This is a genomic window from Micromonospora sp. NPDC051925, assembly GCF_044548625.1.
Lineage (GTDB): Bacteria > Actinomycetota > Actinomycetes > Mycobacteriales > Micromonosporaceae > Micromonospora.
The window spans coordinates 39,749-55,715 of sequence record NZ_JBIUCH010000032.1 but is presented as its reverse complement, the minus strand read 5'-3'; the positions used below and the strand labels follow the sequence as shown (position 1 = coordinate 55,715).

Here is a 15,967-nt window from a genome sequence, read left to right as displayed (position 1 = left end):
TTTTCCTTGCACCGCAACGGGTTCGGGCGTGTCCGCACCGACCACCACGGCGACCACCCACCGCACTCACGCCGTTACGCGGAAAGGCTCAATGACCGTCGGAGCCGGCTTCGCCGGTGTCACCCGGCTGTTGTTCGATCGGGAGACCGACATTCCCGGCGTCGTGGGGAAACTGCGCGACCCCCGACAATGGCCCGGCCAATCGGTGCCGGCGGTGCAACCGCACCATGTGCTGATCGGCCTGGGCAACATCATGGGAAACCCGGGTGGGCCACCCCGCTCGGCCGCGGCGTTGCCGCCCCCCGACCCGGCCCGGTCCGGCGAGGGCGCAGGTGTCACCGTCGGAATCTGCGACACCGGGATCTGGCGGCAGGCTGGCGACTATCACCCACAGTGGCTCGGCGGCGCATATCTCCCGCAGCTCGACGACGAGGATCCGCTCTACGTCCACACCGACGTGCTCGCCCCGCAGGGCGGGCACGGCACCTTCGTCGCGGGGTTGGTCCGGCAGGCCGCGCCGGGGGTGCGCGTCGACCCGGAGCAGGCCCTGGACCCGAACGGTGTGGGGGACGAGGCGATGGTGGTGGCCGCCCTGAGCCGGCTCGCGCCGCAGGTCTCCGTGTTCAACCTCTCGCTGGGGGGATACACCCTGGACGATCAGCCTTCGCTGCCACTGGCCAACGCGTTGGCTGTGCTGCCGGCGACGAGCGCCGTGGTCGCGGCGGCAGGCAACGCCGGCACCAGCCGTCCGGTCTGGCCTGCCGCCCTGGACCGGGTGCTGGCGGTCGCGGCGGTCAGCCAGACGGCCGGTGGTGTGGTGCCGGCGATCGACAGCGGCTTCGGGCCCTGGGTGGACGCCTGCGCCCTCGGTGAGCGCCACAGCACCTACGTCGAGGGGCAGCTACCGTTGCCCGGTCGGCCGGTACGGCAGTTCCACGGGTTCGCCACCTGGGCTGGCACCTCGTTCGCCACCGCGTACGTCTCCGGGCGGCTCGCCGCCCTGATGACCGCCGGGGGCCTCAGCGCGGACGAGGCGCGCGCGACCCTGCTCGCCGCTCCCCGCTGGCATCCCGACTACGGGGTGCTCGTCGGATGAGCCGCGTCAGCGGTCGGGCGGTGGCCCGGTGACCGGTGCAAGCGTGACCAGCCTGTTGTCCGCCGCCGCCGACGGGGACGAGTCGGCCTGGGCCGAGTTGGTTCGCCGGTACACCCCGCTCGTCTATTCGGTCATCCGGGCGTACGACCTCGGTCGGGCCGATGCGGCCGATGTCAACCAGACCGTCTGGCTTCGCCTGGTGGAGCAGTTGGGTCGGGTACGCGAACCTGAGGCGCTGCCGGGCTGGCTGGCCACCACGACCCGGCGCGAGTGCTACCGGTTGTCCCGCCTGAGCCGCCGGGACCAGCCCGTCGACCCGTACGACGACTCGCTCGAGACCTACCGCGGGTTCTCCCGTGAGCTGGCCGGGATGGCTCCTGCCCCGGACGACGAGTTGCTGCGCGCGGAGCGGCGGCAGGCGTTGCGCGAGGGTTTCGTGCAGCTTCCGCCGCGCTGCCAGGCGTTGTTGGCGCTGCTGACCGCCGACCCGCCGATGAGCTATCGGGAGGTCGCCGCGCGGTTGGGCGTTCCGGTCGGCAGCATCGGACCTACCCAGGCCCGTTGCCTGCGTAGGCTGCGGGGATGCCCGGCGATCGTCGAGTTTCTCGGCGCGTCCACCATCGGTACGAACGGGGGTGAACCGGATGGAGCCGTGGCTGCCGGCCGATGACGAGGCACTGACGACAGAGTTGGGCGCGGCGTTGTGGGACACCGGGCCGGTCTCGGAGGCGTACCTGAGCGCGGCGTTGGCAGCGTTCACCTGGCGTGCCGTGGACGCGGATCTTGCCGTCGCCGAGCTGACGTTCGACTCGGCGGTTGACGCCGAGTTGGTGGGAATGACCCGGTCCGCTGCGTCCGCGCGGACGCTCTCCTTCCGCAACGGGCCGGTGGTGGTGGAGATCGAGGTGAGCGAGGCCGGGATCGTCGGGCAGCTCTCCCCGTCCGGTGGCGGACGGGTGAGTGCCCGCACGGCCTCCGGCACGTACGACGAGGCGTCGGTGGACGCGGTGGGCTTCTTCTCGTTGGGCGTCCCACCGCCGGGCCCGGTCCAGTTGTGCGCGCGCACCGTCGGGTACGCGGTGTCCACCGCCTGGGTCTGTCTGCGCTGACCGCTGGCCCGCTTCCGGGGCGACGGTGCGCACCCGATGTCCGATCCTGGCCGGACCGACGAGGGTGGGGCATGGGCCGGATGGCCCACGCCCCACCCGGAGGTGGCGACGACCGGCGTTACTTCTGCTCGGTGTCCATCAGGTACTGCACCCCACCGAGGTCGGCGCGCTCAGTGCCGTCGGCGTCCGGCCCGAACTGGGTCACGTTGAGCACGGATTCCTTGGCCAGGGCGGTTTCAGCCGAGAAGGCCAGTGAGAACTCGAGGCGCTCACCGGGCTTCAACAGCAGCCCGCTGATGCTGGCCTTCGCCGGTTCCACGATCTCCAACTCGGTCTTGCCGACCTGGCGGACTCCCGTACCGACCTTGCCGGTGGCCTGCCAGCGCTCGAACAGGGTCGGGCCGAGGTCGACGAAGACCCTGGCACCCCGAACCTGCTCTGCCGGCTGGGTGAAGACCAGGTCGTTCTTGGTCTCCACGGCGAGCACGTTGCCGATGGCGAACGGCCGGACGACCCGCGGCCCGCCCGGCGTGAGCCGGACCGAGTCGACGTTGCGCCAGGCGATGTTGTTGTTGTGCAGGGTGTTGACGCTGTTGCTGGGGCCCTCGAAGGTCATCGGGTCGGTGGGCGACACCCAGCGCGCCAACAGGCAGAAGTGGCCCGGTCCGGGCACCCCGGTCCACGGGATCGTCACCGTGGTGACACCCGGATAGACGGTCACGCTGGCCGCGCCGATCTGGGTCCAGTGCGTCGGCCAGGTGGCGCCGCCGCCCGGGGTCGTCCGGTAGATCCGCAGCACCCCGTTGTCGACGCCCGAGCCGTACGGGCCGGCGTTGCGCAACTTCACGAAGAGGTAGTTGGTGACGCCGACGATGGGGTTCTGACTGACGGCACACTCGACGGCGGTCGGGCAGACCTTGATGTCGGGGCTTGCCCACAGCGGGCTGTACGAGTGTGGCTGGACGCCGATGTCGGCGGTGACGTCCTTCATGTAGACGTCGGTACGGGCCGCCGCGGCGGCCTTCTCCTGCTGTGCCTCGCCGGGTGCCGCGGCGGCTGTGGTGACCGCCAGCAGACCCGCAAGCGCCGCGCCCGTGAGTACAGCCAGCGTCGAGCGGCGGACACGTTTCCCTACCTTGCCCATGACAGGCTTCTCCCATCGACGGGGGGGCGTCGAACTCGGCATGTTTCCATGCCGTTTCGGCGCGATGACGTAGTGGAAGAGTCGTGACTGCGCCGGGAAATACCGTCACCGGGCTTTGCCGTCAGATGGCGCCAGGACCGGCAAAAGAGACCTGCATCGATGTCTGTGGGTGGGTCATCGACGGTCAGCCCACACAGGTCCCGCCGCGCCCGCCGACGCGGCTCCGCCCGGCGAAACCGCACCCCGAGCCGAGCGGTGCAGTACTAGCCCTAAGCCGTCTCGCGCCGACCTGCGCCGAAACGCCTGAAGTCTGAGCTCTCGCTCAGCGGCTTCGACGCTGGTGCCGGGGTTGCCCCGATGCACCTCATCGGCCGTTGCGCGGTAGTAGTCGTCCTCGCCCGACCGGACCGCCTCGTGGTAGCCGAAGGCGAAGCAGCAGTCGTGGCCCCGTAGCAGTTCGGGGGGCTGACCCGAACGGCCCGCCAGATAGCCGGCGGCAACGCCGAGGATCACATGGGACGGATCGTGGAAGGCCGGGTGTGTCGGCCGGTGCCAGTCGCCACTCACCGTCGGCAGTTCGGCGTAGGGGGTGCCCGGTCGCACACTGCGGCGATCGCGCTGCCCGGCCCGGGTGCCCGCGGCGAAGCCGTACTCGGAACAGCAGTCCGGCTCCTTGCGGGGGCCCGGCGGGGTGACCGGTGGCCGACCGGTGTAGGCGGCACGGTAACCGTTGAGGGCGGCCTTGGCGACCAGCAACGGGTGGTGGGGACCGGGGTGCGTTGCCGTGATCCGGTCGGCCCCGGCGGGGACCGACTGCCACCGTCCTGACCGCGAGCGCGCCATCAGTCGACGCACCGCCGCCCAGGCGGACTCCTTACCGGCGAACCGGCGGCTGCCGTACCGCGTGTGCCGCACGTACCAGCCGCCCCCGGCCAGGGTGCCCACCGCGATGAACGTCGGATCGGCTTCCGAGGTGTCCTTCAGTTCCCACCACATGAAGCAGGCGTCATCGACGCTGAGCGGTGGTCCGATCGGCTCCCCGGCGTCGACGTCCACGATGGACGATCGTACGCCTGGTTGGGACGCCGACGCCGTCCGCGATGACGTTCGTGAGTGGCTGGTCGAACGGCTCGGCCACCCCGACGCGGTGCTGGCCTGCGTCGAGACCGGCTTCCTGAGGAAGGTTCTGTGCTCGGTCGGGGTGCAGCGGCAGTACACCGGCACCGCCGGCTGGGTGGAAAGCAGCCAGGTCGGGCTGTTCCTGGCCTATGTGTCACCCGCCGGGCGGGCGATGATCGATCGCCGGCTCTACCCACCCGAGGCAACCTGGTGCGCCCAGCCCGACCGCCTCGCCACCGCCGGCGTCCCCGACCCGGTCCGGTTCGCGACGAAGCCCAGCCTCGACCGGCAGATGATCACCGCCGCGCTCGACGTCGCCGTCCCGTTCAGGTGGGTGACCGGCGACGAGGTCTATGGTGCCGACCCCGGTCTCCGCGCCGACCTGGAACACCGCGAGATCGGCTACGTTCTGGCCGTCAGCTGCGGCCGACGCGTGCACGTCAGCGCTACCACCGGAGCACTGGTCGTTCTGGCGGTGAACATCCCAAGCCCGAGCCCGCCGATCCCACTACCGGCGCAGACAGGCCAGGTGACGTTGGAGTACCAGCCAAGCCCTTCTAGGCGTAGGCGCGGGCCTGAAGGTCGTACAGCTCCGCGTAGAGGCCGCCACTCGCGGCGAGGTCCGCGTGGGTGCCGACCTCCGAGACGCTGCCGTGTTCCAGAACCACGATCAGGTCGGCCATACGCACCGTGGAGAAGCGGTGCGAAACCAGGACGGTGATCGCACCCGTGGCCGCGCGGGTCTCGGTGACGAGGTCGGCGAAGCGCTCGAAGAGCGCCTGCTCGGCGGTCGCGTCCAGGGCGGAGGCGGGTTCGTCCAGGGCGACCAGAAGCGGGCTGCGGCGCAGCAGCGTGCGGGCCAGCCCGAGTTTCTGCCACTGGCCGCCGGAGAGTTCGGTGCCGTCGCCGTACCCGCGGCCGAGCAGGCCGTCCAGGCCGTCGGGGACCAGCGCCTGGACAGGGCCCGCCTCGGCCGCGTCGAGTGCCTGCTGCAGGGCCTGGTCGTCGTCGATCCGGTCGAGGTCGCCGATGCCGGTGTTGTCCCGCAGTCGCAGTTCCAGCCGGGCGAAGTCCTGGAACAGGGTGGACACCCGGCGCTGCCAGTCGGCAGGGGCGGCGGAGGCGAGGTCGAGGCCGTCCACCAGGATTCTTCCCGAGGTCGGCCGGTACAACCCGCACAGCAGTTTGACCAGGGTGCTCTTGCCCGCCCCGTTCTCGCCGACCACGGCGAGCGCGGTGCCTGCCGGGATGTCGAGGGTGACGTCGTCGAGGATCTTCCGGTCGGTGTTCGGGTATGTGAAGCTCACGTGGTCGAGCCGGATGCCGCGAGTCAGGACGGCGGGTGGTTGCGCCGAGCCAGGCCCGGTACGAGCGGCGGACGCGGCGGCGGCAGCGCGCAGTGTCCGGATCCGCTCCATCGTGCCACCGGCCGCCTGGAGAATCGTCAGCAGGCCGAGTCCATTGGACACCTGGAAGGAGATCTGCGCAGCCAGAGTGATCACCAGAATCACGTCGCCCAGCCCCGAGCCGCCCTGCAGCGCCTGCCGGACCACCAGATAGATCGCACCGCCGTAGGCCGCGGCGAAGGTGAGCTGCCCTGCTGCGCGCAGCAGGGCAGCGGAAGTCTGGGCCCGGCGCAGCGCGGTCGTCGTGGTGGCCCAGTCGCGCTGGTGGCGTTCGATAAGTACGGCCTCAGCACCCGACAGGCGGACCTCCTTGACCGATGCGAGCGTGGTGGAGGTCTCCAGCAGGTGCCGGCCGAGGCGCGTCAGCGGGGCGGTGCCCTCCTTCGCCCGATCCACCAGACGCTGAGCCCGGTTGCCTGCCAGGACAGGGATCGCTCCGGCGAGGGGAAGCAGCAGCAGCCACGTGTTGAGCGAGCCGAGCAGGACCGCGGTCAGGCCCATCTGCAGGATCAGGCCGCCGATCTGCAGAACGGCCTCCAGGGAGGCGCGGGTGCGGGGAAGTTCCTCGCGAACCAACGCGAGGGTGTCGGCGTAGGCGGGGGTGTCCAGTTGTTCGAGGCTGCCGACGCCGTGGGCGAGCGTGATCAGGTCGTTCTGGAGTTCGACCTCGCTGAGGTCGCCCAGTTCGAAGTAGGAGAGGTGAGCGAAGTGGTTCATCATGAGTTCGAAGACCAGCAGCGCTGCCGTTACCAGCGCCAGCCGCGCGGCGGTGCCCGAGTCGTGATTGACCGCTGCGGTGGTGAGCGACTTGAGGCACAACGCGATCAGCGGGGTGGACAGGAATCCGGCGGCCAGCATCGCTGCGGCACGCGCGAGGCGCCCCGGATCGCAGCGGAAAGCGAGCCGGAGAAGTTGGCGGACCGCAAGGATGGTGGTCATCGGGTCGCTCCATCGATCCTCGGCAGGAGTCGTTCGGTCGTCGACGGGCCGGCGGCTTCGTCCGCGGTGAAGCGTTCCGCCTGAATCCTGAAGAGCTCGGCGTAGCTTCCGTCGAGTTCCATCAACTGCTCGTGCGTGCCGGATTCGGCCACCCTGCCGTCGGCGAGTACGACGATGCGGTCGGCACGACGCACGCTGGAGAAGCGGTGCGAGACGATGACGCTGGTCACGCCCTTGGTCATGTCCAGAAAACGTTCGAAGAACGCGGCTTCCGCACGGACGTCGAGTTGGGCGGTGGGTTCGTCGAGCACCAGGAGGGAGGCCCCGCACTCCAGCGCCAGCAAGGCTCTGGCCAGGGCGATCCGCTGCCACTGGCCGCCGGACAGGTCGGTGCCACCTTCGTACTCGGCGCTGAGGACCGTGTCCAAGCCGTGCGGGAGGCCGTCGATGATCTCCAGTGCGCCTGCGCGCCGGGCCGCGGCGCGGAGCGCGCTGCGGTCGTCGAACAGATCCGGCCGGCCCAGCCCGATGTTCTCGGCGGCGGTGAGGTGGAAGCGGGTGAAGTCCTGGAAGATCACGGCGATGCGCCGGTGCCAGGCCGACGACGAGGTACGGGCGAGATCGGCGCCGCCCGCGGTGATCCGGCCGCTGGTGGGCTCGTGCAGTTTGATCAGGAGCTTTACCAGCGTCGTCTTTCCCGCGCCGTTGAGGCCGACGATCGCCGTCGAAGTCCCGGGTACGAGTTCGAGGTTGATCCCGTCGAGCACGGCGGGGGCGCCGTCGTGGTAGCGAAACCCGACGCCTTCGAAGCGTATCGCCTCGGCCGGATCGAAGACGTGACCATGGTCGTGCTGCCGATCGTGGCCGCCGCCGTCCGCAGCGACCTGTTCCAGGCGGGTCAGCGCGTCGTGGGCGGCCAACCCGTAGAGCGTCTGGATGTCGCTCTCCGGGAAGTGCACGCCGAAGCGCATGGGAATCAGCACGGCCTGAAGAGCAACCGACAGTTGGAGCAGCGTCAGCGAGCCGTCAGTGCCGTCCTCGGCCAGGGCCGACAGCGCCGCGCCCCCGCCGAGCAGGCCGAACACGGCCAGCCCGACGAAGGGCCAGAACAGCAGCCTGCGCCGGGTCGCCCACAGCGGTTCCAGGTAGCCGCGCGCCTCCTTGCCGTGGCGTTGCCGGAGCCAGGGGACCAGGCCGAGCACCCGTGCCTCTTTGGCCAGCCCAGCTCCGGTCGCCGTCCGCCGCAGGTAGGACAGTCGCCGTCTCGGACCGGCCAGGGTCGCCCGTACCGCGCCGAAGCGGTTCAGCGATCCGCGCTGCCCGAACCTGATCACGATGGCCGTCACGGCCACGAGCACACCGGTGCCCGGTCCCAAGACCAGGGAAACCATGACCGCAGCCCCGACAAGTTGGGTGTAGCGGGCGATCAGGGCCAGAGCTCCGGCGGCGGCATCGCCCGGAGTGGGGACCACGCGTTCGAAGCCGTTGCGGGCGTCCGAGAGCACATCGAGCACGTCCTGCCGCTCCAGGTCCGCGACCGGAAGATCACGCAACGCACAGGCCATCAGTCGGACGATGCAGGCGCCATCGACCTGACGCACCACCAGTTCGGCCAGCACCGACTGGAACGGGACAAGAAGCTGTTGCAGCACGAAAGCCGCGACGGCCAGCATCAGCGCGAGCCCGATCCGACCCATGCCGCCACGGCCGTCGAAATGTGACATAGCATCAGGGATTTTCGATATCAGGCTACTTGTCGCGAGGATGAAGGCGATCGGGAGCAGGCCGACTGCGAGGTGGAGCGCAACCACGCCGGCGATCAATCCCGGGTGGGCGTGGCGCAGCAGCCGGACAGTGGCGAGCCATCGAACGGCGCGTCGTCGGAGCGGTCCGGCGCCCGGGGCGGGCGTCGTGGCAGGCATCACGGAACTCCGTCAGGGCGTGAAGAGCGAGCAAACGGCGTGGATGAATGGGCAACTTGCCGGGATTTGATTGCGATCGGAGGAAGGAAACAGTGGGCTCCTTCTCGCCCGGGAACGCCGCTGTCACCGGGAGGCTCGCGGTCCAGAGTCTGACCCAGACCTGGTGGTACGTCAAGAATTTCACTGATCGTCATCTACGGATGCTGTACAAGGGATTGACCTTCTGATCCGCCGGACGAGTCGGTCTAGACATACCTCCGTCGATGTGGTTACCGTTGCACCCCGTGTTCGGTCGGACCTGCGTGTCCAGTCCGGTCCGCTTCGCACCCTTCGCGCTCTCGAGGGTGACGCGCAGCGATTCCGGGCTTGTCGGCTGACGGTTCTGCCCTGCCCCGGCGACAGTTCGTGCACGAGCGCAAGGCCGTTCCGAGCCGGGTCTCAGTGCTGAGGCACCCGTCCCGACGCTCCTTTCGTCAGTCTCCTCACCGGTATGCCAGATTCTCCGCCATGTCCGTGCGTCGCCGACCGCTCAGCCGTCGCCCCACCATCACTCGTCCGTCGTCTTGTGGAACCTTCTCCCGCGTCGCCCCGGGGTGACGCCTGACCTGAGGAATCCGGCAATGCAGCACCTCGGTGCCCGTTCGTTGACGTTTCAAGGAAACCGATCCGAAACCGCCCCCATGACGTGGGGTCAGCGCGCCATCTGGAAGGCCATTCGCTGGCTCGACGACGATGCGCACTACTTCAACATCCGCCGTATCGCGAAGGTCCCGCCCGGTGTCACCACGGCACAGGTCGAGGCGGTGCTCAGCACATTCGTCTCGCGCCACGAAGTGCTGCGTACCCGCTTCCACGAGAGGGCCGAAGGACCCGTCCAGGAGGTCTGGGCCGAGGGTGCACTGTCCCTCGCAGTGGTGGAGGCGGCCTCCGGTGCGGCCGACGACGTCGCTGCCGAACTGGCACGAGAGCTGGTGAGCGTCACCTTTCGTCACGCCGAGGAGTGGCCCTTCCGGTGCGCGCTCGTCCTGGAGGACGGATGTCCAGCCTCCGCCGTGCTGGTGTTCTCGCACCTGGCGGTCGACTTCTGGGGCGTGCGGGAACTCGAGCGCGACCTGCAGCAGCTGCTCGCCGGAACCGGGTCGCCGGAACCGGAGTGGCGGCCGATCGACCAGGCACGCTTCGAGACGGAGGGTCCTGGTGCCGCCCGTGGTGCGGCGGCGGTGGAGTACTGGCGTCGGACGCTTCACACCGTGCCGCCGACGCTGTTTCGTACGGTGGACGGCGAGGCCAGGCCCGAGCGCTTCGTCCGGATGGGGATGGACTCCCCGGCCGCTGCGGTCGCCGCGACCGTGCTCGCCGAACGCTGCCAGGTCAGCACCGGCACCGTGCTGCTGGCTGCCACGGCGGCCGTGCTCGGCGCCTACACCGGGCACGACACCGTGGCGCTGCAGCTCATCGCCGTCAACCGGCATGACGAGCGCACCCGTCGGCTCGTGGCCCCCATGGTGGAGAACGCGCTGTTCGCATTGGATGTCGGCGACGACACCTTCGAACAGACGGTGCGTCGGACCTTCCTGACCGGAATGAACGCCTACCGTCATGCCCAGTACGACCCATCGGCCGTGGACGAGATTCTTGACGAGGCGCGCAAGCGCAGCAACGGCGCACTCAACCTCGGCTGCTTCTTCAACGACAAACGTATGCACGACCGTTGGGAGAACCTGCCGGAGACCGATGTGGGCCCGGACGGGCTGCGTGCACTCCTCAGCCGGACCCGGGTCACCTTCGTGGGTTCATGGGAGCGCCAGGACGCCACATTCTTCCTGCACACCGGATACGCGCCCGACACCTGCCTGCTCTATCTCTTGGCCGACACCGAGCTGATCCCGCGCAATGACATCGACCTCCTGCTGCGCGCCTTCGAGACTCTCCTGGTCGACAGTGCCACAGGCACTCTCGACCTGGCCGACTTCCGGTCGACCCGGGCAGCAACCAGTATCGAGAAGAACCTTGGAGAGACCGCCCCATGACCAATACCGCGACAATCTGGGACGACGAAGTCGTCACCGCCGTCACTCGGCTCACCGCGGCGGCCGAGAACGAATACTACAACCCCTACCAGACCTTCGACTGGCCCGACAGCATCCCCGAGGGCGCGCTGTGGATGAGCGAGGACCTGGTGACGGTGCACGGCACCGCAGCCGCGGCAGAGTTGGATCGCGAGCAGTATCTCGCCCTGTCGAAGTGGGAGAGCATCAACTTCTACAGCCTCAACGTGCATGGGATCCGCGAGCTGATGCAGGAGGTGGTGCAACGGATCCACGCGCCCGGCTACGAGATCCCCACCCCGTTCTTCCACCACTTTCTGGGCGAGGAGAACGAGCACATGTGGTTCTTCGCCGAGTTCTGCCTGCGCTACGGCGGAAAGCTGTTCGCCAACCGGGCCATGGCTTTCCCCAAGGAACAGCACTCTGCCCTGCTGGACAACTTCATCGTGTTCAGCCGGATCCTGATCTTCGAGCAGATCGTCGACCACTTCAACAGCAGGATGGCCGCCGACGTCGCCCTCCCGGAGACCATCCGCGCCATCAACCGCGTACACCACCAGGACGAGTCCCGGCACATCGCCTTCGGTGCCCAGTTGGTGCGCGCCCTGTGGGTGCGGCTGCGTGCGGACGGCGACAAGCAGGAGATCGCCATCGCCCGCCAGTACGTGGAGAAGTACATCGCAAGTTCGCTACAGCAGCTCTACAGCGTGGACGCCTACCGCGACGCGGGAATCCCCGACCCGTTCGCCTTCCGCAGCCGCGTTCTCGCCGACCCATCCCGGAACGCCGCCCACGACGCGATCACGGCGCGCACCGATGCGTTCTACCGCAGGATCGGCCTGTTCGACCAGGCCGCCTGAGGCAACTCCACCGTCCCGCCCACCTCCACAGGATCAGGTCACCCATGGCACTGCGCACACCACCCGCCGCCCCGGCCGGAGATCTCACCCTGCTGAATCCCGGCCCCGGCCTGGTCGTCCTCGAACCGCAGCGAGCCGCACTCCTGCTCGCACTCGACGACCTGTTCACCGACCTGGCCGCCGAAGTCGGCGCCCCCGCAGTGGTCGGACCGCCCCTTCTGCCTGCCGAAGGTCTGGCCCGACTCGACTACTTCCGCAACTTCCCGCACCTCGGCGTGACCGCCGCCCGATTTCCGGACGATGCGGTCGAGGCACTGGCATCCGGGGCCCCGGTGGCGAAGCAGCCGGTCCGACCCACCGGCTATTTGCTCCCTTCGGCCACGTGCTACGGCCTGCTGCTCTCGCTGGCCGGCCAGGATGTCGGCCCGGGACTGAGGCTGACCGCGATCGGCCGTTGCTTCCGCAACGAGGAGCACTACGACGGGTTGCGCCGCCTCTGGGGCTTCCACATGCGCGAGGTCGTCTACTTCGGCACCGCGGAGGGAGCCCGCGAACACCTGGCCCGCTCGAAGGAGTTCATTGAGACTCTGGCCGGACGACTCGGCATCGAGCTGTCCTACCAGCCCGCCAACGACCCGTTCTTCGACAAGAGCGGCTCGCGGGCCAAACTGATGGCCCTCGACCCCGTCAAACACGAATTCGTCGCCACCGACGGCACCGCTGTCGCGTCGGTCAACCGGCACCGCAACTTCTTCGGCGAGCGGCTCGGCATCACCGGTGAGGGCGCTGTCGCACACAGCAGTTGCACGGCTTTCGGCGTCGAACGCTGGGTGCACGCGATGGTGCTGGCGCACGGCACGCCCGAGGAGGCGCTGCGGCAGGTCCGTGATGTTCGTGGCTGCTGACCTTCCGGATGCTCCGGCCGCAAGGGCGGCTGCGGCGGCGGAGCGGGGTGCGCGCGCCCTCGGTGTCGACTTCCCCCTCATTCAGGCAGGCATGGGCGGCGTTGCCGGACCGGCGCTCGCGGCAGCGGTCAGCGACAGCGGCGCGCTCGGCACCGTCGCCCTGTACAAGAGCAGCCCGGACCAGAGCGCCGCGCTCGTGGTCGACACCGCCGCCCGCACCCGGCGCACCTTCGCGGTGAACGTGATCCCCGAGGTCGCCCGACGACTGCTCACCGGACAGATAGGCGCACTGCTCGCCACCGCGGACCGGCCACTGGTCCTGAACAGCTACGGTCTGCTCCCCGAGGCGGAGGCGGCACGGGTGCTGGCCGCCGGACACCGCCTGCTGATCCAGGTGGGCACCGTCGCCGACGCGTCGGTCGCGGCAGGACTGGGCGCCCACGGCGTGGTGCTCCAGGGCATCGAGGCCGGCGGCCACCACCTGGGGGAGTCGGGCGTACGCGAACTGCTCGCCCGATACGACCAGGAACCTCCGGTGTTCGTCGCCGGGGCGGTGGCCACCGGCGCTGACCTGCTCGACGCGCTGCGGGCCGGTGCGTCCGGCGCGCTGTGCGGCACGGCGTTCGTGGCCACGGCCGAGTCCGCCGCGCACCCCTCCTACAAGGCGGCACTCCTGCAGGCCGGCACCGGGGACACCGTCGTCACCGACCGCTTCTCGATCGGCTGGCCGGGGCGTCCGCACCGGGTGCTGCGCGGCCCGGTCACCGACGCGCCGCAGCCGCTGCCCGCGACGCTGATCGCCTGGACCAGCGTGATGGGCGGGCGTCGACCGGTCCCGCGAGGCTCCGCCGCCGCACCCACCGAGGAGGCCGAGGGTCAGGTCGAGCAGATGGCCCAGTACGCGGGACTGGGGTGCGCCGTGCTCCGGACGGTGCGGCCGGCCGCAGCCTATGTCGCCGACTTCCGCGCGGAGTTCGCCGCGGCCCTCGCCGCCCTGCACGAGGACGGGACGGCAGCGGCCGTCCCGGTCCCGTTCGGGGGGCTGCGATGACCGGATCGCCACTGCACGCGGCGCTGGAGCGGCTCGCGAGCGTCATCCACCGTTCGACCACAACCCTGGAGCAATCGTGAAGCGGATCGCCGAATGGATTCAGACCAAGAACCCCGACCTCGACCGCGAGCCCAGCCCGACGGAGGACCTGATCGAGGCCCGGCTCATCGACTCCCTGGACTTCCTGGAGTTCGTCTACCTGCTGGAAGACCTTTCCGGTAGGCCCATCGACCTGCAGGAGGTCAGCGTCGACGACTTCCGTACCTTGGAACGCATCGAGCACCGCTTTCTGCGCCCCGCAGCCGGAACCACGTCGTGACCGTGGCCCCGGCGGCCCCGGTCGTCAGATTCGGCAGTTGCGACGCGGAACACCGTTGGCGGCCGGCCGGGTTGGCGCGGCTGCCCGCCCTCCGCGATCCGCACGCCGAGCGGCTGCTGCGCGGGATGGACGAGTTGCAGGCCGTGCTCTGTCGCCCCGACGACGTGCTGCTCACCCATTATCGGCCGCCTGCGGCCTTCGGCGAGGTGATGCGTGCCGCGGGTTTCGGCGCGCGGCACCTGGTGGTTCCCGGCGATCCCGCGCTCCCGGTCGAGGACCGCCTGGCGGCGGTCGGCCTGCCAGGGCTCAGCGGCGCGAGGCCCGAACCGTATGCGGTGCTGCCGGGGACGGCCGCCGCGGTCAAGAACCTGGGACTGGACGCGGCTCTGCCCGATCTGGACGCCGTCCGGCTGGTCAACTCCAAGACCTGGTCGACGCGGCTCGGGCTACCCGGCTCCGGACGGGTGGTCACCTCACTGGCGGAACTGCGCGAGGCGGCGGTCCTGCCGTGCGTGGTGAAGGACCCCTACGGCGTGTCCGGGCAGGGGAACATCATCCTCGACTCACCGGCCAGGCTCGCGATGGTCGAACGCAGCCTGAGCCGGCGACCGGAGGACCTGATCGAACTGGTGGTCCAGCCGCGGTATGAGCGGTCCGACGACTTCGCCGCGCATCTGACGATCGATCAGGAAGGAGAGTCGGTGTGGCACGGCGTTCGCCAGATCCTCAACGTCGGTCACTCCTACCGGGGTTCGTCGTCGCCGACGCCGCAGTTGATGCAGCGGCTCGACCGCGCGGACTACCGGGCCTGCGTGGAGGGGGTGGCACGGGCCGCCGCGGCGGAGGGCTACCGCGGGCCGCTGTCCGTCGACTCGATGACGACAGCGGCAGGGGAGCTGATCCCGGTGCTTGAGGTCAACGCCCGACTCTCACCCGGGATGATCGCCCAGCAGTTGGGCGTACGGTTGCGCCTGGCGTTCGTGAAAATCGGCGGCGACGACTGCTTCGGGCGACTGATCCAACTGCTGGACGAAGCGGGGCGGCTCGCGACCAACGGCCGCGACGGCATCCTTCCGCTGGCGGCCAGCACACTGGTTCCTCCTCGCGGCTGGCTCTTCTACGCTGTCTTCGGCGAGGCGGACGCGGATCTCGGGGACATCACCGAGAGACTCGCCGGCGATTGAACGACAGTTTCGGGCAGAGCGCTCCGGACGTGGAGCACAGGGAGCAGACAAGCATGGCTGGAACACGTTACGACAGCCAGGCAGCCGCGGACTACCAGGCGGCTCGTGAGATTCCCCGGGACGGCCTCGACGCATGGCGTGCGGCGGTGTCCGAAGCGGCCGGTCTCGCATCGGGCATGACGGTGCTCGACGTGGGTGCCGGGACCGGGGCGTTCGCGAGCGCGTTCCACGCCTGGTTCGGAGTACGGGTGCTGGCCGTCGAGCCAGCCGCGGAGATGCGGGCGCTGATCCCGGCGTCCGAGGCGATCCGGGCGCTCGACGGGACGGCCGAGGCGCTGCCGGTCCCGGACGGCTGCGCGGACGCGGCCTGGCTCGGCTCCGTGATCCACCATCTGGGCGATCTGGAGGCAGCGGCCCGCGAACTGCGCCGGGCGCTCAAGCCGGGCGCTCCGGTGCTCATCCGCAACTCCTTCCCGGGCCGCTGTGACCGGGACCTGCGGGTGCGGTTCTTCCCCGAGGCGGCGGGTCTGGTCGACGCCTACCCCACCGTCGACCGGGTCTGCGCGGCCTTTGCAACGGCAGGCTTCGCCCAGGTCTCGCTCCGCCCGCTGCCGCAGCGCAGCGCACCCACCCTGACCGTCTACGCCGACGGGCTCCGCCGTGCTGCGGACTCCAAGCTCCGCGCCCTCCCCGACGCCGCCTACGCCCAAGGCCTCGCCCGCCTCCGCGCCGCCGCCGAGGCCGACCCGACCGAACCTGCCACCAGCTGGATGGACCTCCTCGTCCTGGCCTGACGCTCGGCGCTGAACCGGCGGGTGTGTTCGAGTGAGTCGAAGCAGTCGGGGCACGCGGGGCAGTACTTGAC

The 15,967-nt window shown here is 69.8% G+C and carries 14 protein-coding genes and 1 pseudogene; 11 read left to right on the top strand and 4 right to left on the bottom strand.

The window, feature by feature from the left end; all coding sequences use genetic code 11:
- Positions 1-91 precede the first annotated feature (91 nt).
- Genes ACIG87_RS30380 through ACIG87_RS30370 form a run of 3 tightly spaced genes read left to right on the top strand, consistent with a single transcriptional unit; the run spans position 92 to position 2,205 of the window.
- Complete coding sequence (locus ACIG87_RS30380) at positions 92-1,096, top strand: S8 family peptidase (protein ID WP_396855054.1); 1,005 nt, start codon at positions 92-94, stop codon at positions 1,094-1,096.
- A gap of 43 nt (positions 1,097-1,139) precedes the next feature.
- A complete protein-coding gene (locus ACIG87_RS30375; RefSeq protein ID WP_396855053.1) occupies positions 1,140-1,766 on the top strand; it encodes an RNA polymerase sigma factor in 627 nt (208 codons plus the stop codon).
- The gene (locus ACIG87_RS30370; RefSeq protein ID WP_396855052.1) at positions 1,741-2,205 is read left to right on the top strand and encodes a hypothetical protein; all 465 of its coding nucleotides are present in this window, start codon (positions 1,741-1,743) and stop codon (positions 2,203-2,205) included. The genes ACIG87_RS30375 and ACIG87_RS30370 overlap by 26 nt, the downstream gene beginning before the upstream one ends.
- Positions 2,206-2,323: 118 nt before the next feature.
- Here ACIG87_RS30370 and ACIG87_RS30365 read toward each other — a convergent pair whose 3' ends face one another.
- Both ACIG87_RS30365 and ACIG87_RS30360 read right to left on the bottom strand, forming a co-directional pair.
- Positions 2,324-3,349, bottom strand: coding sequence for a hypothetical protein (locus tag ACIG87_RS30365; RefSeq protein WP_396855051.1), 1,026 nt, complete (start codon positions 3,347-3,349; stop codon positions 2,324-2,326).
- Positions 3,350-3,523: 174 nt separating this feature from the next.
- Entirely contained in the window at positions 3,524-4,405 is an 882-nt protein-coding gene (locus tag ACIG87_RS30360) for a hypothetical protein (protein WP_396855056.1), read from the bottom strand.
- On the opposite strand from ACIG87_RS30360, the pseudogene ACIG87_RS30355 reads away from it, so the two are divergent.
- Positions 4,299-4,853, top strand: a pseudogene (locus ACIG87_RS30355) (transposase); the annotation flags it as partial. The gene ACIG87_RS30360 and the pseudogene ACIG87_RS30355 overlap by 107 nt on opposite strands.
- Before the next feature lie 172 nt (positions 4,854-5,025).
- On the opposite strand, the gene ACIG87_RS30350 reads toward ACIG87_RS30355, so the two are convergent.
- Positions 5,026-6,813, bottom strand: a complete 1,788-nt coding sequence (locus ACIG87_RS30350; RefSeq protein ID WP_396855050.1) for an ABC transporter ATP-binding protein — start codon at positions 6,811-6,813, stop codon at positions 5,026-5,028.
- Positions 6,810-8,735 (bottom strand): ABC transporter ATP-binding protein, encoded by a 1,926-nt coding sequence (locus tag ACIG87_RS30345; RefSeq protein ID WP_396855049.1) that lies wholly within the window; start codon positions 8,733-8,735, stop codon positions 6,810-6,812. Before ACIG87_RS30345 ends, ACIG87_RS30350 begins: the two co-directional genes overlap by 4 nt.
- A gap of 620 nt (positions 8,736-9,355) precedes the next feature.
- Here ACIG87_RS30345 and ACIG87_RS30340 point away from each other — a divergent pair.
- From ACIG87_RS30340 to ACIG87_RS30310, 7 genes are all read left to right on the top strand, one after another.
- Entirely contained in the window at positions 9,356-10,765 is a 1,410-nt protein-coding gene (locus ACIG87_RS30340; RefSeq protein ID WP_396855048.1) for a condensation domain-containing protein, read from the top strand.
- Positions 10,762-11,643 (top strand): diiron oxygenase, encoded by an 882-nt coding sequence (locus tag ACIG87_RS30335; protein WP_396855047.1) that lies wholly within the window; start codon positions 10,762-10,764, stop codon positions 11,641-11,643. The genes ACIG87_RS30340 and ACIG87_RS30335 overlap by 4 nt, the downstream gene beginning before the upstream one ends.
- Before the next feature lie 44 nt (positions 11,644-11,687).
- The gene (locus ACIG87_RS30330; RefSeq protein WP_396855046.1) at positions 11,688-12,548 is read left to right on the top strand and encodes an aminoacyl--tRNA ligase-related protein; all 861 of its coding nucleotides are present in this window, start codon (positions 11,688-11,690) and stop codon (positions 12,546-12,548) included.
- Positions 12,532-13,599, top strand: a complete 1,068-nt coding sequence (locus ACIG87_RS30325; RefSeq protein ID WP_396855045.1) for an NAD(P)H-dependent flavin oxidoreductase — start codon at positions 12,532-12,534, stop codon at positions 13,597-13,599. Before ACIG87_RS30330 ends, ACIG87_RS30325 begins: the two co-directional genes overlap by 17 nt.
- A 76-nt stretch (positions 13,600-13,675) precedes the next feature.
- A complete protein-coding gene (locus ACIG87_RS30320) occupies positions 13,676-13,918 on the top strand; it encodes a hypothetical protein (protein ID WP_396855044.1) in 243 nt (80 codons plus the stop codon).
- A gap of 125 nt (positions 13,919-14,043) precedes the next feature.
- Complete coding sequence (locus tag ACIG87_RS30315) at positions 14,044-15,102, top strand: hypothetical protein (RefSeq protein WP_396855043.1); 1,059 nt, start codon at positions 14,044-14,046, stop codon at positions 15,100-15,102.
- A gap of 53 nt (positions 15,103-15,155) precedes the next feature.
- Positions 15,156-15,896 carry a class I SAM-dependent methyltransferase gene (locus ACIG87_RS30310; protein ID WP_396855042.1) on the top strand — a complete coding sequence of 247 codons (741 nt, stop codon included), beginning with the start codon at positions 15,156-15,158 and terminating at the stop codon, positions 15,894-15,896.
- Positions 15,897-15,967: the final 71 nt, after the last annotated feature.